The sequence below is a fragment of the Dyella sp. S184 genome (genome assembly GCF_009766065.1).
Classification (GTDB): Bacteria; Pseudomonadota; Gammaproteobacteria; order Xanthomonadales; family Rhodanobacteraceae; genus Rhodanobacter.
In genome coordinates this window covers 1,037,247-1,054,420 of sequence record NZ_LMUE01000002.1, presented here as the reverse complement: position 1 = coordinate 1,054,420, position 17,174 = coordinate 1,037,247, and the positions used below count along the sequence as shown (strand labels likewise).

Sequence of the window (17,174 nt, the reverse complement as noted above, 5' to 3'; positions counted from 1 at the left end):
ACCCATGCTGCTTGAGATCGCCACAAACTCGGTTGCCTCCGCGCTGGCCGCCCAGGAAGGCGGAGCAGGGCGTGTCGAACTCTGCACCGCGCTTGAACTGGGCGGACTGACGCCTTCGCACGCGCAGATCGCGCTGGCCCGCGAACACCTGCGCATTCCGCTGTATGTGCTGATTCGTCCGCGCGCCGGCGACTTTCTCTACAACGATATCGAGTGCGAGGTGATGCTGCGGGACATCGAAGCCTGCGTGGCACTCGGCTGTGATGGCGTGGTACTCGGCGCGCTCGATGCCGATGGCGAGGTCGACATGCCGCGCTGCCGTGCGCTGGTCTCCGCCGCAGGCAACGTGGGCGTCACCTTCCACCGCGCTTTCGACCTCGCGCGCGATCCGTTCTCGTCATTGGGAGACCTGATCGAACTCGGCTGCGAGCGTGTGCTGACGTCAGGTGGCCGGCCCACTGCGATCGAAGGGGCGGAGCTGATTCGTCAGCTGGTCGAGCTGTCGACCGGGCGTATCGTCGTGATGCCGGGGGCAGGTGTGGATGCCGGGTGCATCGGCAAGCTGCGGGAGATGACGGGAGCAAATGAATTTCACGCGTCGGCGAAACGACAGTATCTGTCTGGCATGCGCTGGCAGCCATCGTTGTTGACTGATATGCAGGGCGGAGAATGGCGCAGTGATGTGGAACAGATACGAGGCATCCTTGTTGCCTTGAGCGATGCCGGACGAGGCTAAGCTCCGCTCCAGAAAGAAACTGGATTTGACCGCCACCATCCACTGCAACCAACCATCAGGAGCACCCATGTCGAATACTGATGTCCTGATCGTAGGTGCGGGCCCGACGGGCCTGACCCTGGCTTGCACGCTGGCGCAGCGGAAGGTGCGCTTCCGCATTATCGAGGCCTCGCCTTCGCCGCAGGCGGGCTCGCGCGGCAAGGGCGTGCAGCCGCGCACGCTCGAAGTGTTCGACGACCTGGGCATCGTCGATCGGGTGATCGCCAACGGCAGCTTCGAGATGAATATGCTTCAGCACGACGGGAACGGCGCGACCACGGAATCGCCGCGTCGTTACCTTCCACCCAGGCCTGACGCGCCCTATCTGTCGTCGTTGCTGACGCCGCAATGGCGCATCGAGGAAGCGTTGCGCGCCAGGTTGGGCGAACTCGGCGGTCGAGTTGAATTTGGCGTTACGCTTTCCGACTACGTGCAGGAGGACGACGGCGTGACCGCCCAGCTCGCCGGCCCTGAAGGCGAAGAGACCATCCGCGTGGGCTGGCTGGCCGGCTGCGATGGCGGCAAGAGTTCCATTCGCCAGCGGGAGGGCATCTCTTTCCTGGGCGATACCCTCGAGACCGTCCGGATGATGCTTGGCGATGTCCGCCTGACGGGACTCGATCGCGACCATTGGCATGTGTGGCGCAGCGCCGAAGGCTTCCTGGCGCTTTGCCCGCTGCCCTCCACCGATACGTTCCAGTTGCAGGCGTCGATCGCGCCGGGCCAGGACGATCAGCCGTCGCGGGAGGCCTTTCAGCACCTGATCGATCGACGCACGGGACGACAGGACATCCGCGTGGAGGAGACCGGCTGGGAATCCATGTGGCGGGCCAACGTGCGCATGGTCGACCGCTATCGCGCCGGCCGCGTGCTGCTGGCCGGCGATGCCGCCCACGTCCATTCGCCCGCGGGCGGGCAGGGCATGAATACTGGTATCCAGGATGCCTACAACCTGGGCTGGAAACTCGCCGCCGTGCTGGGCGGCGCCGACGCAAGCCTGATCGACACCTACGGCGAGGAGCGCCTGCCGATCGCCTCATGGGTGCTGGGCGTTTCCAACGAGCTGATGAACGCCGCGGTGGCCGCGCGTGGCTTCGTGCTCAGCCGCGACGAAAAGACCTTGCAACTAGGCCTGGGCTACCGCGGCTGCAGCCTGTCGCAGGACCAGCGGCCAGACGGCGATGGCCTGCGTGCGGGCGACCGCGCCCCGGATGCACCCGGCCTGTCCGGCTCCGGCGAGTCCACGCGCATCTTCGATCTATTGCGCGGACCGCACATCACCTTGCTCGGCTTCGGCACACGCTGGCGATCGGTGGTCGACGCATGTGCCGCAACGTTCGGTGACGACGTGCGTGGCTATGTCATCGCCGCGTCACCGCACGCTGCGACGAACCTTGTGGATGAGCAGGGCCATGCCCGTACTGCCTACAGCGACGATGCCCTTTTCGTGATCCGACCGGACAATTACGTCGGCCTGGTGGTGGCGGACGCTGATCCCGCGCCGGTGCTGGATTATCTCCGACACATCACGGCACCGGCTTCCTGATCGGGTAGCGAAAGACCTAGTGGCGATTCTGCAACGGAGACGGTACCTCTGATTGCCTCGTTTCCCCATATCGTCATTCCTGCGAACCCCACAAAAGGGGGCAAGGGCAGGAATCGCTCTTCAACAACGAAGCCATCCATCCTTTTGGCCCTTCGCAACAGCAACTGCGATCCCGGCCTCCGCCGGGATGACGAGTAAGAAAACCTCCCCACATCGTCATTCCGGCGAACCCCACAAAAGGGGCAAGGGCCGGAGAAGTTTTTCAACAGCGAAGCTGGTCATCGCTCTTCAACAACGAAGCCGCCCATCCCTTCGGCCTTTCGCAACAGCAATTGCGATCCCGGCCTCCGCCGGGATGACGAGTAAGAAAACCTCCCCATATCGTCATTCCGGCGAACCCCACAAAAGGGGCAAGGGCCGGAATCGCTCTTCAACAACGAAGCCGCCCATCCCTTCGGCCTTTCGCAACAGCAATTGCGATCCCGGCTGCCGCCTGGATGACGAGTAAAAAACCTCCCCATATCGTCATTCCGGCGAAGGCCGGAATCGCTCTTCAACGACGAAGCCATCCATCCTTTTGGCCCTTCGCAACAGCAACTGCGATCCCGGGCTTCGCCGGGATGACGGACAAGGAGCGATGCACGCAACCTCCCTACGGCAGCGCATGGGCCTCCCGCTTGGTTAATATGGCGAATTGCCGAACAGCAGCAGGAGCCACCGAGTGATCATCAAGCCCAAAGTCCGCGGATTCATCTGCATCACCGCCCATCCGGTCGGTTGCGAACACAACGTGCTCGACCAGATCAAGGTCACCCAGGCTGCAGGCCACACCAAGGGCAACGGCCCAAAGCGCGTGCTGGTGATCGGCGCCTCCACCGGCTACGGCCTGGCCTCGCGCATCACCGCCGCGTTCGGTTACGGCGCGGCCACGCTGGGCGTGTTCTTCGAGAAGCCCAGCAGCCCGGAGAAGACCGGCACCGCCGGCTGGTACAACTCCGCGGCGTTCGACAAGGCGGCCAAGCAGGCCGGCCTGTACAGCAAGTCGATCAACGGCGACGCGTTCGCCAACGAAACCCGCGCGCGTGCGATCGAGATCATCAAGAACGAGATGGGTGGCCCGATCGACCTGGTGGTCTATTCGCTGGCCTCGCCCGTGCGCAAGCTGCCGGACACCGGCGAGGTGGTGCGCTCGGCGCTCAAGACCATCGGCCAGCCGTTCACCAACACCTCGGTCGACACCAACAAGGACACCGTGATCGAGGCCACCATCGAGCCGGCCACCGAGCAGGAAATCAAGGACACCGTCACCGTGATGGGCGGCGAGGACTGGGCGCTGTGGATCGACGCGCTGAGCGCCGCCGGCGTGCTGGCCGAGCACGCCAAGACCGTCGCCTACAGCTACATCGGCACCGAGATCACCTGGCCGATGTACTGGCACGGTACCCTGGGCCAGGCCAAGCAGCACCTCGACAACACCGCCAGGCAACTGCGCAGCCGCCACCCCGGCCTCGAAGCCTACGTCGGCGTGATGAAGTCCGTCGTCACCCAGGCCAGCGCGGCCATCCCGGTGATCCCGCTATACGTGTCTATCGCCTTCAAGATCATGAAGGAGAAAGGCATCCACGAAGGCCCCATCGAACAGGCCAACCGCCTGTTCCACGACCGCCTCTACCGCGCCGACGGCAACTCTGCGCCCATCGACGACGAAGGCCGCCTGCGGCTGGACGACTGGGAACTGCGCGACGACGTGCAGATCCTCTGCAAGACGCTCTGGCCCACGGTCACCACCGAAAACCTGCGCGAGATCACAGACTACGCTGGGTACAAGCACGAGTTTTTGCAGTTGTTCGGGTTTGATCGGGCGGATGTGGACTATGAGGCTGAGGTGGAGGCGGATCGGCGGTTTGATTGCATCGAACTTTGATTTCGTGCAAATCGTAGTAGATACATAGTTGGAGAAATGTCCACTTATGACCAAACGCTGCCGGTCGTATCGGCGATAGATGACGACGAACTCACTACACACGGAGGCTTCATGAGCATTAAGGAGACCATCGCGGCTGCAGGCCGGAATTTACATACGGTCATCATCACGGCTTACGAGGATGGTGGCGGTATGGAGACTCGAGAGGCTGAGCCATATAGCTACCGCACCACGGGCGGCACAGAGAAGTTCTTCTGCTACGACATTTCAAAGGGCGGCGTTCGAAACTTCCATGTATCAAAAATAGTTTCCGTGTCAGAAACGGAGAATTCGTTTACGCCACGATGGGCCGTGGAGGTCTGAGTTCTAACCCTTCCGAAGAACTCATCCAGCATCGGAAGAGCCATTATTCTTTAGGTCGGCGAACTTGGCTGCCATCGTCGGGTTGCCGCGACTCAACTTCTTGATGGTCACGTCCTGCGCCTTGTCGTTCGCAAGACGAAAGTTGTTCTCTGAGCCGAGCAAAGCATCCTTGGTCTTCTGGAGATGGGTAATGGTCTTGTCTATCTCATCGATGGCTGTCTTGAACTTACTGGACGCTAACTCGTAATTTCGGGCGAAACCGTTCTTAAATGTCTCTAGCTCGTTCTCGAAGTTCGTGACGTCTATGTTCTGCGCCTTAACGAGCGCAAGCTCTGACTTGTACTTGAGCGAGTTCATCGCCGCATTCCGCAGCAGCGTGATGATTGGAAGAAAGAATTGCGGTCGCACGATGTACATCTTCGGGTAGCGGTGGAACACGTCGACGATCCCGGTGTTGTAGAGCTCACTGTCGGGCTCGAGCAGGGAGACCAGAACCGCATACTCGCACCCCTTCTCGGTGCGATCCTTGTCGAGCTCCTTTAGGAAGTCCTCGTTCTTGTTCTTCGTCGCGGTGTGATCGCTCTCGTTCTTCATTTCAAACATGATCGAGACGATCTCAGTGCCAACCTCATCGGAGTCGCGAAAGATGTAGTCGCCCTTGCTGCCAGTCCGCGCGTCGTTGTCCTTCTCGAAATATGCCCTCGGAAACGCCGTCGCTCGAATGCGGTTGAATTCGGTATCGCAGTGCTGCTCTAGGGTTTCGCCAACCATCTTGGTCGACAGGCGAGCCTTCATGTCCCGAAGGCGCCCGATCTCGTCCTCGCGATCCTTGATCTGCGTCTCGTATTTGTCCTTGAGCGACTTCTCGGCGAGCTGCTTCTCAAGCTTCGCTCTCTCAAGGCCACCCTTAAGTTCGTCGCGTTCCTTCTCGACCACAGTCACTGCCTCGGTGATCGCGAGCTTCTGAGCAACCTCGATGGCGTCGAGTTTGGAGTTCAAGCCTTGGATCTCAGCGTCCTTCGTAGCCGCAGCCTTTTGCAGCTCGTTATCGAGCATCGCTTCGGCTAGCTTGGAAGCGGCTTGCTTATCACGCTTCGCTTGCTCAAGTTCGTTCGCGAGCACGTCACGCTCTTTTTCCACGCCGCTTAGGGCTTCGGTCACGGCAAGCTTCCGCGCGACATCTCCGGCATCGAGTCTGGCCTTGAGTTCCTGGATCTCTGCGTCCTTGGCCGCGGCGGCCTTCTGCAACTCACTGGCGACCTTGGTCTCGGCAAGCTCGACGGCGTTCCGCTTGTCTTGCTCAGCCAGCTCAAGCCGATCGTGCAACTGCTTCTCAAATTCGCTGTCGCGAACCTGTTTCAGGATGTTCGCGTACCCAGCCTCGTCAATCTTGAATGCTTTCCCGCAGTGCGGGCAGGTAATCTCGTGCATGGCTAAACTACTCCCGCGTTCGTCAGAATCTGCTTGAGCATCTCTGGAACCGTTCCTTGCGCCTCAAGCGTGGAGGTCCGGTAGGCATACTGATTCTTTCCGAGCTGGATTCCGGCAGCGGCCTCAATTGCCGCACACGACGCGACCCACTCCGTCCAATTGGACTCTAAGTAGGCCTCAAGGTGATCGCTTAGAGTTGCCAAACGATCGCCGACTTGCTCTGGTGGAAAATCAACTTCGGTGCCACCCAAATACTTCAACAGACGACGGTTCTCTGTCGAAAATTTCGTGCGCTCGCCATCTATAACAGCCTGATTCTTGCCCACAGCGTTAGCCCGAACCTCGAAACCGCTGTCCCCGTCGAAGAGTACGTAGGTCGGAATCCCGATGCAGGTAAGGATGGCATGAGCAAGTGGAATTCCACCCTTGCCCCCAACTGAAACAATCGACAGCCCTTGGGATTCAAGTCGCCCCACAGCATCCCGATCGCCGATTCCGTAGAACACGGCTGCCTCTGTATCACCCTCGACAAGCAGAACGCGCGCTGCGAACAACGCAACCGAGAGGCGATTGGTTACGATGCCATCGAGTTGACGAGCGACCTGATCGGCATCAACCGTTTCATTGAGCTTCGTCTTCACATCGTCGACTGTAGCGAAGTGGACAGTGACTACAGGAGTCTCGTCGGACGATCTCGTCAGCCGCCTGACCTGATCGAAATGCCGCGCCTCAAGGAAGTAAGGGCTATGAGTCGCATAGGTCACTTGGATGCGCTTAGCGGCGTCCTCCGCAAGCGATCGGAGCATCTTAGCGAACGCTTGGGCTTGAATCGGGTGTTGATAAAGTTCCGGCTCCTCGATTGCCAGACAGATGACACCCTCTGCTGATGCTGCGCCTGACTGCGCGAGGAGTTGGAGCGCCGAGATCAGAAGCGTGCGCTGAAAGCCGTGCCCCTGGCGCTCCACAGCAGTCTCCGTTGCGCCATCGAGAACTGCCAACTCAAATGTGGTTCGAGGAGCCCTGAGCTCCACCTCTGCAGGGGAAACGGTGACAGCACGACCGGGAGAGTAGGACGCAACGATACCGTTGAGCTGTGCCGTCATCACCTCCAGCTGCTCTTTGAACTTCTCTTCATACACCCTCTGCTGCCTCACACGTGACTCCTCGACGATCTCCGCAATAGCCTCGTCAGCAGCAGCACGGTCAACTGAACGCTCCAGGATTCGACCGATGATGCTCGACTTGCCGTCGCTTGACTCGTCGCTCGCCCGAAGGTCAGCAGTGACTAGGACGAAGTCAAAAAGTCCACTCATCTTGCCGCCACTGTTGAAGCCGAAGAAATTGGTCTGCAGCGCTTCGGGGGCGTCGATGAGCTGACCAGTTTGAGATGCCTCCCATGTCGTTATCGCCTGCTCAACGGCAATGCCGGTTTTGGCCTCCGGAAGACTCAGTTCTGGGCGCCTACGCCGGAGATCGGCGTACAGATCCTTCTTCGCGGCCGCACCGCCTGCCGCCTTGATTGGGTTGAAATCCGGGAAACCCTTCGCATTGGCGGAAAGCACATCGGAGCCATCAGGTGATCGCTGCTTCCATGCCGTGAACGTGGCAACTCCGTCCGGCGCATACTTGCCAAGTGCATCGCGGTCCTTGGCGGTGAGGTCAGCGAATGTCACCTGAACCTCGATGTGTTCGTCAGTCGCCCCGAAGGAGCAGTCCTTCTCGGTCAGAGATCCCGACTTGCCATTGAAGTACCAATCGAGCGCACGAAGCACTGTGGACTTGCCGGCGCCGTTCGGGCCGATGAATGTCGTGACGGAATCGAAGGGGATCATCACATCTTTCAAAGTGCGAAAGTTCTTGATGCGAACTGATTGGATCTTCATTGCTGGTTCCACCTCCCTGTGCCTTTCGTCAAGAGGAAGCCCGGGTCGGAGTGCACTTTAACAAGCCGGATTCTTTGGATGCGCCCCAGCCAAGCAGTTCCCTGAAGCTCCAAATTGGACCAGGGACCCGCAACTATCGGGGTCAACCTGACCCCGATCTTGGAGGGGTGAAGCGGCGGTGCCAAAAATCACTTTGTATGAGGGAATGCGACATGGAAGTCGCTCGCTAACTTTGTGTAAAAGGCGGGGTCGATTTGCCTAATATGAGCCAAAAGGCCGAACAGCCGCTTTTGCTCGTCGTCGTCTAATTTATTTTTCTTTCGCAGTGACAGCAGAAAGCGCGCTTCAGATCTCAGAGTCTTTGTCGCAGCGGTGCGATTGGACTCAAGCATGTGCACCCCGGTAACGTAAGCTGTACCCTTGGGGACACTGCCAAAGTGTGTTTTCTTGTGGTTTATAGTTAAATCAATGGCGCGATATTTTTTGACAAACTGTACGATGACATCGTAAATGTCGCGGCAAGCATTTTTTATATTTGTCGAGAAGACTAAGTCGTCCGCGTATCTTGTGTAGGTTACGTTTGCGCTCGCAAATTTTGCCCTCAATAAGTCAATTATTTCCCTGTCAAACTCAAACATTGTGCAATTTGCAATGTATGGGGATGTTGCATAGCCAATTGGCAGGCTCGAGTCTTTTGCAAAGCAGGCTTTCTCTAGCAGAAGCATCGATTCAGGGGTTGCTGTATTGAAATTTTCAAATATAGATTTTGTTTGATTGATTATTTTCTTGAATGAATTGAATTTAATTGATGGGAAAAAGTCAGAAAAGTCTATGCGGAGAAAATATTTGTTTCCTAAATGGATTCCCGCGTTTTTTATGATCGAGGATCCCGGTGAGAAAGCCTGGCTTGCGGGGTGTGCCGGAAGTTGCCGAAGGTAGTACTGAATAAGAGGGTAGTGTAAGCCCTTAGTTTCTATCGCGGCCTGCCATGTTATTCGCTTGCTTCCGTCTTGTTTCGGAATCTCGATGCGTTTAAGCCGATAGGGTGCCGTGCGGGCTATTACTAGAGCATTCTCGCGGGTTGTTCCTAGTGCTGAAGAGCAGATGTCTAATAGATCAAGCATGCTGCAAGTCCAGATGATGCCGGGCTGCTAGAAAGGATGCTTGAAGGGCAATTTTATTGATGGGAATTTGAAGTAATGGCGCCAGCTGTGTAGAAGTTAAATAGTCACCATTCTTTTCAACAAATCCAAGCGCAATGAGTAATGCATTATATAATTTAAGTGCGTCGAAATTTGCTTTCCCAAATAGGAAATTGTAGACAGATGCAAGCTCCGCTGGTCGGATTTTTCGCGATGAAAATATGAGATCGTGGCAAAATGAAAAAGCCCAGCGATTCAATTCCCCTGTCGGCTTAAGTTTTTCCATATCGAGAAGTTCGTTGTCCGGCTGACGATTTTTAATAGCTGAGCTAATCGCCGGGAATATCGTGCCGATGGCGTCTCCGTATTCAACTCCGCCGGCGGCCATTTTGTACCAGGCGACGCCATCTGGAGAGCTTTCTATTATTGCGCTTATTGGGCCCTGATTTATAAATGATGGTGCGCTTTTAAATTGTTCGTCGTTAATAACAAATATTTTTTTCCTCAAATCTTTTGTTGCAAACGCGCCTAGTTCGGTAAATGCACTGTTGCTCTCCAGTACGATCACTATGACGTCGGCAAAATTGCTTATAGTTTGTTCGATATCATAAAGGTTTTGCTTTTTTGTGCGATTCTCTAGGAATTTCATGAAGTCCTCCGCGATAATTGTGCGGACTTCCGGGTGTTCTTTTTTTAGGAATCGGCCTAATGCAGCGCGACGCGCAGATATTCCACCAGCGAGCTTGTTGGCTCCGCAGAGAAAGATAAAAGACGATGGTCTCTTCTTGACTGGCTGAACGCGATTGGCTTGCAGCGCGGACTTAAGTTCAGATAGGTGCTTGAAGAGAGCCGATTTTTCGCTTTCCAAGAATCTATCTAACGTCTCATGCTTACCTGATGCGGACGGTACCGGCTTTGCGGCCAGGCCGTTGACTAACGGCCTGGCCGCAAAGCCGGTACCGTCAGATGTGGAACAATATTCAGAGTGATACGCCACGTATCACTTTGGGCTTACGCCCAAGTCGCTAAGCGAAGCCAACATATGGTATTGCACCTTAGATAAGCAATAGGCAGGTTTTGACGTTGAGCTTTTCTGCTTGTTGATTTCGAGACCCATCCAGGCGGCACTAGTTCGACCATGCAACAACTAACGGGGTCAGGTTCACTCATCCACGCCTGTCTTGACTCCCCTCCATTGCCGTAGCAGACTCGTTTGCAAGGAGCGTCGAAACTCCCCTAAGAGCGGTACCCACCTCCGTCATACTGGTGGGTTTTTTGCGCCTGTTCGCAGGTGCAAGCCGACGTGATTCCTGCGTCGGGAGGGCGGCTAATACAACACCCTTCAGGGGAATACGCCCGCCGGCTCTTAGCGGTTTCGAACCTCCCGACACCCCGTCCGCCGTCATGCCGTGGACGGATACTTCTATGGAACTAGGAGGCGACCATGTCGACGTTCGATTCGGAAGATTTGGAAACGACGGGCTATTTCCTGCCGGAGGACAGCCAGCTGCGGCTGAAGCAGCTACGCGAGTACGTGGGGTTCCTGACCAACCTCGCGCGACCGCGCAGGCCGGATGAGGATCAGGAGTGGTATGCGGAGATTCGCCCGGGCGAGGTGGCGATCTGCATGGAGTTGCTGGAGGAGCAGATCGGGCAAGTGCTGGACGAACTCTCCTGGCCGGCCGAGCGTCGCGAAAGGGTGCCTGCGCCCGAGGCCAAGGCCGAACGTGACGCCGAGCCGAAAGCCGCCGCCGTCACGGCAGCGGCGGACACGGACGGCACCGAACCGGAACTTGCCGGGTCGGCGATGAACGAGGCGACCAAACGCTACGTGGCTGGCGTCACCCTGGATCAGATCGACGAGCTGGCCCGGCTGGGCGACATTCTCCGCGCCCATGGCGACGTGGTGGTCGCCACCGATCAGGCGGATTTCGCCGACGTCACGCTGTCGATCATGGGCGATGCCATCCTCGAGCATGCGGAGAGGCTGCAAGACATCATCCGTGAGGTCGACCGCGTGCAGCGGATCGATGAGCGGCACGGCACGAAACCGGGCGTGCGCGAGGAGCAGGCCAGCTACCTCGCGCTGCCCATGCACGCGCCGATGAGCCATGCGTTGCCCATCGTGCGGCAACTGCCCGCCTACCATTGACCGGCACCCGCGCGCGCCAGTGGGCCAGTTGCGCTCGCTGGTGCGTATCCCGTCGTTTCGTATTTCTGGAGCGTCACCCCAACGAAACAGGCGGATTGGCATGGTGATAATTCGAGACTATCGGGTCGACTATCGGGGTCAGGTTTACTTACTGCCGTGAGAAAGTGAACCTGACCCGATCTTTAGTGACTACTGCTCTCGATCATCGAAGTGCGTTTCGACCCGACCCGGGTTTCGCACGGAAAGACCCTTGGTCACGAGCTTGCGCGGCCTGGAAAAATTCCTTACTATTTATCAAATAGTAAGGAGACTCGCCATGTCCGAAGCCGTCATGACCAGCAAGGGCCAGGTCACCATCCCCGCCGACATCCGCAAGGCGCTCGGCCTGGTCGCGGGCGAACGCGTAGTGTTTACCCAGCTCGACGACGGTTCCACCGTCATGCGTGCCAAGACTCGTTCGATGGGTGAGATCAAGGGCATGCTGAAATCCGCCGTGAACAAACGCAAGGTTTCGCTGGACGACATGCGCATCGGCCGGCGCTGATGGCCGGGCTGGATACCAATGTCCTGGTGCGCTGGCTGGTAGATGACAATGCCGGCCAGTCGCGCCGTATCGCGGAAATGCTCGAGTCCGCAGCGCGCCGGGATGAAACCCTTTTCGTACCCCTGACGGTCATGCTGGAACTGGAGTGGGTGTTGCGCTCCCGCTACGCATTTGCCAAACCCGACATCCTGCTGGCGTTGAACGCCCTGCTCGAAACCCGGGAACTGGAGTTTCAGACCGAGCCTGCCGTCGAACGTGCATTGCATGCCTATCGGCAGGGCACGGCAGACTTTGCGGACTGCTTGCACGCCGCAGCATGCTGGGTTGAGGGGAAGGCACCCATGCTTACCCTGGATGCCAAGGCCGCCAAGCTGGCCGATGCAAAACTGCTGGCGGCGTAATCGCTGTTCTGATTCCCGGAATGTCTTGCCATGTCCGATATCCGCCGCGACTCCCAAGCTGGGCCGACCGATACGCGCAAGCCCCGCAACCATGGGTGGCTGCGTGTCATCGCGGTGTACAAGGCCGCCAAGACCATCGGCTTGATCCTGGTGGCGATTGCGGCCTTCCATCTGGATCGTTCGCAGAACTTCGAACATCTGGTGCACTGGCTGGAGCAGTTGTCGCTGAGCGACAGTAATGGCCTGCGCTGGAGGCTGGTGGAGAAGCTGCAGTCGATGGGCCCGAGCAAGTTTGTGGCGATCGGACTGGTCGCACTGGCCTATGCCGCGATCTTTGCGACCGAGGGCATCGGGCTGTGGCTGCAGAAGTACTGGGCGGAATGGTTCACGGTCGTCGCCACCGGCTCGCTGGTGCCGCTGGAAATCTACGAAGCGGTGCACCGTTTCAGCGGATTCAAATTGGTTGCGCTGATCGCCAACATCGCGATCGTCGCGTATCTGATACGCGTCGCCCTGCAGTCACGGCAATCTCGCTCAGTCGAGTGATCGGACCCCTTCCGGGGGTGGTGTCGGGGGACAACTTGGTGGGTCTGCTTGCTCAAGCTGCCCAAGGGCGACTAAGCGTTGCTTCCAGGGATCGTCCTTACCTTCTTTCCGGGCGATTTGCCCCTGTCGTTGAATTGCGCCAAAATGAATCGCAATTGCATCGCATTCGGAGTTTTCATGAAAACCGCAACCATCCCTTCGCTGCGTGTTGAACCGGTTCTGCGCCGCGCCGCAGAGGAAGTCTTGCGCGACGGGGAAAGTCTGTCCGGCTTTGTCGAGTACGCGGTGCGGGCACAAATTCAGCAACGCCAGGAACAGGCCGCTTTCATCGCCCGTGGGTTGGCTTCGCGTGATCAGGCCAAAGCTAGCGGGGTGTACTTTTCGTCTGGCGCGGTGCTGAAAAAGCTTGAAGCGCGATTGGCCAAGGCAAAGAAAGCTTCCGCATGACATTCAAGATCCGCTTCACGGAGGAAGCGTTGGCCGACCTTGAACGGCTGTATGACTTTGTCTTGGTACGTGAGGATGGCGACTGGACCACGGCCGAGCGCGCGCTGGATGCCATCCGCAATGGCCTGGCCTTGCTGGCGAGTTCACCATTCAGTTGCAGGAAGGCTGCGCCTGACAACACGTTTCTACGCGAATTGATCATCGCCTTCGGTGCATCCGGCTATGTGGCGCTGTTTGAAATCGATGACGCCAAAACCGTCACTGTGCTGGCAGTGCGGCACCAGCGCGAAGACGATTACCACTGAGCATGGGAAAGCAGGCGGGGTGGCTTGGCGGACCAGCGCTAAGATGAACCTAGTACGGGGCGAGCGGAGGCGAGGATGTGGAAGCGGGTGGTCGGCTACGGGGCGCTGCTGGCGGCGGGAACGCTCGCCCTGCAGTGGCTCGACTACCAGCGCCTGGTGCGGATGCATTCGGGCGACGTCTACCTGTTCCTGGTCGCGGCCGCCTTCCTGGTGCTCGGCGTCGTGCTGGGGGCGAAACCCGGGTCAGAGTGCACTTTGTTTTGGGAGCAGCATCGGGAAAGTCGACTCTGACCCCGGGTTCTGGCGCCTGATCGCCTGTCGCTCCCGGCAGCATGTCGCAAGAAGAGCCCCGCATCGCGGGGCTTTTCTTTTGCACGCAGCAAGTCGGCAAGGCGCGCCCCTTCGGGATGAATTTCAAAAAATCTTCTGCGTCGCGATCCGTTTGCATCCTTCGGATCGTCCTTGGTGTGTCCCAAACACAAGGAGTCATGCCATGTCCGACGAGTCCGTCATCTTGATCAATCTGCTGAAGGTCAAACCCGAAAAGCAGGGTGCGCTGATCGCTCTCCTGAAGCAGAACACTGAAACGGTGATCCGCACGCTCCCTGGCTGGAAGACGACCAGGCTGATCGCGGCAGGGGACGGCGCTGGCGTCGTCATCTACTCCGAGTGGGAGAGCGCCGCAGCCGTCGAGGCGATGCGCAGCGATCCGCGCATGCAAGCCTGTTTCCCCAAGGTCATCGAGCTGGCGAGCCTGGACTCGATCGTGGGCTCGGCGGTGTTTAGCGAAACCCGTTGCGGGTGAGCACACAGGCAAGTCGGCGTCACACAACCAACAAAGGAGAACCGCCATGGCTCGAATGGTAGTGATTTACCGAACACCGAAGAACGCCGAGGCATTCGACCGGCATTACTTCGACATCCATGTGCCTCTCGCCAAAAAGATTCCGGGCCTGAGGAAATACGAGGTCAGCGACGGCCCCATCGCAACGCCGGTGGGAGCCTCCGATGTTCATCGGATCGGAACGCTGCATTTCGACGACTTCGCGGCGATCGAAAGGGCGTTTGCCAGCGCGGAGGGACAGGCGGCCGGGGCGGATCGCCGACTTTTTGCACCGGACGACTCGGGCGTCCAGATGTTCCTTTTCGACAGCAGGGACGTTTGAACCCGTCGCTCCTGGTTCGCCTCGGTGGGCGAGGGGCCAATCGCGGCGACATGGCGGGCGGCCGCTTGTTCAACTCGCGAAGATCGTAAACTCACATGAAAAGGACTCAGCCATGTCGGCAACCCAAGCAGTTTTTGTTCTGGTCCACGGCGGTTGGCACAACCATACGACGTGGGACAGGGTGACGCCTCTACTTGAGGCCAACGGCTTCGCAGCGTTGACGCTCGACCTTCCCGGCGCGGGGGTGAATGCGATAGCACCCACGTCGCTTGGTCTTCATCCGTTCGACCCCGCGGCGTTTGCCGCCGAGCGCTCACCCGTCGCCGGCGTGACGCAGGAGGAGCGGACGCAAGCGGTCGTCGCGCTGGTAAAAGAGGCGGCGTCGCGTAGCGACGGCAAGGTCATCCTGGTCGGGCACTCGGCTGGCGGGATGACGATTTCGGCGGTCGCCGAGCAGGTGCCGAACCTGCTGCTCGCGGTCGTCTATCTGGCCGGGTTCATGGTGCCGAGCGGCATGCCGCTGCTCGCGATGCTGCAGCATGAAACCCTGTCTTCGGCGCTGGCGCCCGGTCTGTTCGTGGGTGACCCCGTCGCCATCGGCGCGACAAGAATCCATCCCGGATCAACCGACGAAGCCTACCGGGCGCTGCTCAAAGCTTCTTTTTATGCCGACGTGCCGGAGGCCGACTTCGCGCCTATGGCCTCGCAACTTCATTGCGACGAGTCGAACGCCGGCGCGCTGGCCCTGTCGGACATCACGCCGGAAAGATTTGGCACGGTGCCACGCCATTACATCCGCTGCACCCAGGATCGCGCGATTCCCCTGACCGGCCAGGATCACATGATTGCAACGGTTGACGCTGCCCTTGGCGGCAAGACCACGGCCCACACCCTGGAAAGCAGCCATTCGCCCTTCCTGTCACAACCGGCCAACCTGTCGAGAATCCTCATCGACATCGGTGTCCAGTCCCTGGCGCAACAGAGCGCGGAAGCCCTCCATCCATGAACATGGACGCATTCGAGGATGGTCTGAAAGCGCTGCGGCCGCGCCTCCATCGCTACTGCGCGCGCATGACTGGATCGGCGGTCAATGGCGAGGATGTATTGCAGGATGCCCTGGTCAAGGCCCTTCACGCGCGGGCCGAGGGCGCCGAGGTGGATAATCTCGAGGGCTGGCTGTTTCGCATCGCCCACAACACGAGCCTGGATTTCCTGCGCAACCGGTCGCGGAACACGGTCGTGCCGCTTACCGACGACATCGAAGCGGCGGCCATGCCCGAGGCGGACATCGTCGAGATCAGCTTTCAGACGTTTCTGCGGTTGCCTGAACTGCAACGCTGCGCAGTGATCCTCAAGGATGTTCTGGGTCATTCGGTCGACGAGATCGCAGGCATCGCCGGGTGCTCTCCGGCAGCCGCCAAATCGGCGCTTCAGCGCGGGCGCGTTGCGCTGCGGCAACTCGCGCAGGCGCCCGAAGACATCCGGCTGCCGCTGATGTCCGACACAGACCGGCGGAAGATCGCCGCTTATGTGCAGCTGTTTCAGAGCGGCGATTTCGACGCCATCCGTGCCATGCTCGCCGACGACGTGAAGCTCGATCTGGTAAACCGGCTGCAGCTGGAAGGGCGCGACAAGATCGGCCTCTATTTCACGCGCTATGCGGAAGTGGCGAAATGGCGGTTTGCCTTCGGCGCGGTTGAAGGGCAGCCGGCCATGCTGGTCTTCGACAGCGAGGGCCCGATGGAAAGACCTGCGCATTTTGTCCTGATCGACTGGTCGGAAAACCGGATCATCGGGATCCGGGATTTCCTGTTTGCGCCCTATGTGCTCGAAGGCATGGATTGGGCGCGGTTGGGCTGAAGGAAAAAGGTGTCTGGGTGGTCCACGACTATCGGGGTCAGGTTCACTTAAAGCCACTGTCCGAACCGCTCAATGAGCGTGGTGCCGTTTAAGGCAAGGGCCTGCAACAGCAGATGTTCAACGCTGGAATTAAGCGGCGGCGCAGCCATCGCCTTTAACGAATAGTTAGACCGCAGTTGCGCGCTCACTGACCTGCCGGCGGCTCCCAAAGCTCAATCTTGTTTCCATCAGGATCCAGTACCCAACCGAATTTTCCGTACTCCGAACTTTCCGGCTCCCCAACGACGTTGCAGCCCTCGCTGCGCAGTGCACCAAGAAGGGCATCCAAGTCGTCTACACGGAAATTGACCATGAAAGATGCGGTGCCAGGTTCCATCTTGTTCGTGTCTTCAGCAAAAGGAGTCCAAAGGGTCATTCCTGGAGAGCTATCAGGACCACCCCACTCAAAAACCGTTCCGCCCCACTCAGAGACGTCCAATCCAAGGTGGTCGCGATACCACGCATTCAGTGTCTTTGGATCTTTCGATTTAAAGAAGATTCCACCGATTCCTGTAACACGCTTCATGGTGCTCTCCGATTGGGCAGCGGTTTGTTCTGCGGTCTGACACCTAAGCTAAGCGGCCGTGCGGGCCGCAGCACATGATCGCACTGGAAACTTCCTGCGTCCGCTTGGACGAACTGTTAGGCCA

General features: G+C 58.7%; 20 protein-coding genes. 15 read left to right on the top strand and 5 right to left on the bottom strand.

Annotation, left to right across the window (positions count from 1 at the left end):
* The first annotated feature begins 4 nt into the window (after positions 1-4).
* From GSQ75_RS04555 to GSQ75_RS04540, 4 genes are all read left to right on the top strand, one after another.
* Positions 5-736 (top strand): copper homeostasis protein CutC, encoded by a 732-nt coding sequence (locus GSQ75_RS04555; RefSeq protein ID WP_158753309.1) that lies wholly within the window; start codon positions 5-7, stop codon positions 734-736.
* A 67-nt stretch (positions 737-803) separates the two neighbouring features.
* Positions 804-2,321: an FAD-dependent oxidoreductase gene (locus tag GSQ75_RS04550; RefSeq protein ID WP_158753308.1), complete on the top strand. Its 1,518-nt coding sequence runs from the start codon at positions 804-806 to the stop codon at positions 2,319-2,321.
* Positions 2,322-3,042: 721 nt separating this feature from the next.
* Positions 3,043-4,245: an enoyl-ACP reductase FabV gene (fabV, locus tag GSQ75_RS04545; RefSeq protein ID WP_158753307.1), complete on the top strand. Its 1,203-nt coding sequence runs from the start codon at positions 3,043-3,045 to the stop codon at positions 4,243-4,245.
* A 111-nt stretch (positions 4,246-4,356) separates the two neighbouring features.
* Positions 4,357-4,608, top strand: a complete 252-nt coding sequence (locus GSQ75_RS04540) for a WYL domain-containing protein (RefSeq protein ID WP_158753306.1) — start codon at positions 4,357-4,359, stop codon at positions 4,606-4,608.
* A gap of 21 nt (positions 4,609-4,629) precedes the next feature.
* Here the strand turns inward: GSQ75_RS04540 and GSQ75_RS04535 are convergent, their stop codons facing one another.
* From GSQ75_RS04535 to GSQ75_RS04520, 4 genes are all read right to left on the bottom strand, one after another.
* Complete coding sequence (locus GSQ75_RS04535; RefSeq protein WP_158753305.1) at positions 4,630-6,039, bottom strand: DUF2130 domain-containing protein; 1,410 nt, start codon at positions 6,037-6,039, stop codon at positions 4,630-4,632.
* A gap of 2 nt (positions 6,040-6,041) precedes the next feature.
* A complete protein-coding gene (locus tag GSQ75_RS04530) occupies positions 6,042-7,922 on the bottom strand; it encodes an ATP-dependent endonuclease (RefSeq protein WP_158753304.1) in 1,881 nt (626 codons plus the stop codon).
* A 188-nt stretch (positions 7,923-8,110) separates the two neighbouring features.
* Positions 8,111-9,046, bottom strand: a complete 936-nt coding sequence (locus GSQ75_RS04525) for a reverse transcriptase domain-containing protein (RefSeq protein ID WP_158753303.1) — start codon at positions 9,044-9,046, stop codon at positions 8,111-8,113.
* Positions 9,039-10,061, bottom strand: a complete 1,023-nt coding sequence (locus GSQ75_RS04520; protein ID WP_158753302.1) for a retron St85 family effector protein — start codon at positions 10,059-10,061, stop codon at positions 9,039-9,041. The genes GSQ75_RS04525 and GSQ75_RS04520 overlap by 8 nt, the downstream gene beginning before the upstream one ends.
* A 447-nt stretch (positions 10,062-10,508) precedes the next feature.
* Here GSQ75_RS04520 and GSQ75_RS04510 point away from each other — a divergent pair, with 447 nt between their 5' ends.
* The 11 genes from GSQ75_RS04510 to GSQ75_RS04460 all read left to right on the top strand — a co-directional run bounded on the left by GSQ75_RS04510 (position 10,509) and on the right by GSQ75_RS04460 (position 16,485).
* Complete coding sequence (locus GSQ75_RS04510; RefSeq protein ID WP_158753300.1) at positions 10,509-11,216, top strand: hypothetical protein; 708 nt, start codon at positions 10,509-10,511, stop codon at positions 11,214-11,216.
* 316 nt (positions 11,217-11,532) lie between these two features.
* Positions 11,533-11,760, top strand: a complete 228-nt coding sequence (locus tag GSQ75_RS04505; RefSeq protein WP_158753299.1) for a type II toxin-antitoxin system PrlF family antitoxin — start codon at positions 11,533-11,535, stop codon at positions 11,758-11,760.
* On the top strand, positions 11,760-12,161 hold the full coding sequence (locus GSQ75_RS04500) for a type II toxin-antitoxin system VapC family toxin (protein ID WP_158753298.1): 402 nt from the start codon (positions 11,760-11,762) through the stop codon (positions 12,159-12,161). The genes GSQ75_RS04505 and GSQ75_RS04500 overlap by 1 nt, the downstream gene beginning before the upstream one ends.
* 30 nt (positions 12,162-12,191) lie before the next feature.
* Positions 12,192-12,707 (top strand): DUF2127 domain-containing protein, encoded by a 516-nt coding sequence (locus GSQ75_RS04495; protein WP_158753297.1) that lies wholly within the window; start codon positions 12,192-12,194, stop codon positions 12,705-12,707.
* Between the two features lie 177 nt (positions 12,708-12,884).
* Positions 12,885-13,154: a YlcI/YnfO family protein gene (locus tag GSQ75_RS04490; protein WP_158753296.1), complete on the top strand. Its 270-nt coding sequence runs from the start codon at positions 12,885-12,887 to the stop codon at positions 13,152-13,154.
* Positions 13,151-13,459: a type II toxin-antitoxin system RelE/ParE family toxin gene (locus GSQ75_RS04485; protein WP_158753295.1), complete on the top strand. Its 309-nt coding sequence runs from the start codon at positions 13,151-13,153 to the stop codon at positions 13,457-13,459. The genes GSQ75_RS04490 and GSQ75_RS04485 overlap by 4 nt, the downstream gene beginning before the upstream one ends.
* Positions 13,460-13,534: 75 nt before the next feature.
* The gene (locus GSQ75_RS04480) at positions 13,535-13,750 is read left to right on the top strand and encodes a hypothetical protein (RefSeq protein ID WP_158753294.1); all 216 of its coding nucleotides are present in this window, start codon (positions 13,535-13,537) and stop codon (positions 13,748-13,750) included.
* Between the two features lie 202 nt (positions 13,751-13,952).
* Entirely contained in the window at positions 13,953-14,264 is a 312-nt protein-coding gene (locus tag GSQ75_RS04475) for an antibiotic biosynthesis monooxygenase family protein (protein WP_158753293.1), read from the top strand.
* 46 nt (positions 14,265-14,310) lie between these two features.
* On the top strand, positions 14,311-14,625 hold the full coding sequence (locus tag GSQ75_RS04470) for an EthD family reductase (protein ID WP_158753292.1): 315 nt from the start codon (positions 14,311-14,313) through the stop codon (positions 14,623-14,625).
* Positions 14,626-14,737: 112 nt separating this feature from the next.
* Positions 14,738-15,631 (top strand): alpha/beta fold hydrolase, encoded by an 894-nt coding sequence (locus tag GSQ75_RS04465; protein ID WP_158753291.1) that lies wholly within the window; start codon positions 14,738-14,740, stop codon positions 15,629-15,631.
* Positions 15,628-16,485 carry a sigma-70 family RNA polymerase sigma factor gene (locus GSQ75_RS04460; RefSeq protein ID WP_158753290.1) on the top strand — a complete coding sequence of 286 codons (858 nt, stop codon included), beginning with the start codon at positions 15,628-15,630 and terminating at the stop codon, positions 16,483-16,485. Before GSQ75_RS04465 ends, GSQ75_RS04460 begins: the two co-directional genes overlap by 4 nt.
* Before the next feature lie 184 nt (positions 16,486-16,669).
* Here GSQ75_RS04460 and GSQ75_RS04455 read toward each other — a convergent pair whose 3' ends face one another.
* Complete coding sequence (locus tag GSQ75_RS04455) at positions 16,670-17,050, bottom strand: VOC family protein (protein WP_158753289.1); 381 nt, start codon at positions 17,048-17,050, stop codon at positions 16,670-16,672.
* Positions 17,051-17,174: the final 124 nt, after the last annotated feature.

Coding starts and splice junctions, on each gene's coding strand:
- GSQ75_RS04530 (WP_158753304.1), bottom strand. CDS start 7,922: ATGAAGATCCAATCAGTTCGCATCAAGAACTTTCGCACTTTGAAAGAT.
- GSQ75_RS04475 (WP_158753293.1), top strand. CDS start 13,953: ATGTCCGACGAGTCCGTCATCTTGATCAATCTGCTGAAGGTCAAACCC.
- GSQ75_RS04485 (WP_158753295.1), top strand. CDS start 13,151: ATGACATTCAAGATCCGCTTCACGGAGGAAGCGTTGGCCGACCTTGAA.
- GSQ75_RS04540 (WP_158753306.1), top strand. CDS start 4,357: ATGAGCATTAAGGAGACCATCGCGGCTGCAGGCCGGAATTTACATACG.
- GSQ75_RS04460 (WP_158753290.1), top strand. CDS start 15,628: ATGAACATGGACGCATTCGAGGATGGTCTGAAAGCGCTGCGGCCGCGC.
- GSQ75_RS04550 (WP_158753308.1), top strand. CDS start 804: ATGTCGAATACTGATGTCCTGATCGTAGGTGCGGGCCCGACGGGCCTG.
- GSQ75_RS04490 (WP_158753296.1), top strand. CDS start 12,885: ATGAAAACCGCAACCATCCCTTCGCTGCGTGTTGAACCGGTTCTGCGC.
- GSQ75_RS04500 (WP_158753298.1), top strand. CDS start 11,760: ATGGCCGGGCTGGATACCAATGTCCTGGTGCGCTGGCTGGTAGATGAC.
- GSQ75_RS04480 (WP_158753294.1), top strand. CDS start 13,535: ATGTGGAAGCGGGTGGTCGGCTACGGGGCGCTGCTGGCGGCGGGAACG.
- GSQ75_RS04510 (WP_158753300.1), top strand. CDS start 10,509: ATGTCGACGTTCGATTCGGAAGATTTGGAAACGACGGGCTATTTCCTG.
- GSQ75_RS04555 (WP_158753309.1), top strand. CDS start 5: ATGCTGCTTGAGATCGCCACAAACTCGGTTGCCTCCGCGCTGGCCGCC.
- GSQ75_RS04455 (WP_158753289.1), bottom strand. CDS start 17,050: ATGAAGCGTGTTACAGGAATCGGTGGAATCTTCTTTAAATCGAAAGAT.
- GSQ75_RS04535 (WP_158753305.1), bottom strand. CDS start 6,039: ATGCACGAGATTACCTGCCCGCACTGCGGGAAAGCATTCAAGATTGAC.
- GSQ75_RS04525 (WP_158753303.1), bottom strand. CDS start 9,046: ATGCTTGATCTATTAGACATCTGCTCTTCAGCACTAGGAACAACCCGC.
- GSQ75_RS04465 (WP_158753291.1), top strand. CDS start 14,738: ATGTCGGCAACCCAAGCAGTTTTTGTTCTGGTCCACGGCGGTTGGCAC.
- GSQ75_RS04505 (WP_158753299.1), top strand. CDS start 11,533: ATGTCCGAAGCCGTCATGACCAGCAAGGGCCAGGTCACCATCCCCGCC.
- GSQ75_RS04470 (WP_158753292.1), top strand. CDS start 14,311: ATGGCTCGAATGGTAGTGATTTACCGAACACCGAAGAACGCCGAGGCA.
- GSQ75_RS04495 (WP_158753297.1), top strand. CDS start 12,192: ATGTCCGATATCCGCCGCGACTCCCAAGCTGGGCCGACCGATACGCGC.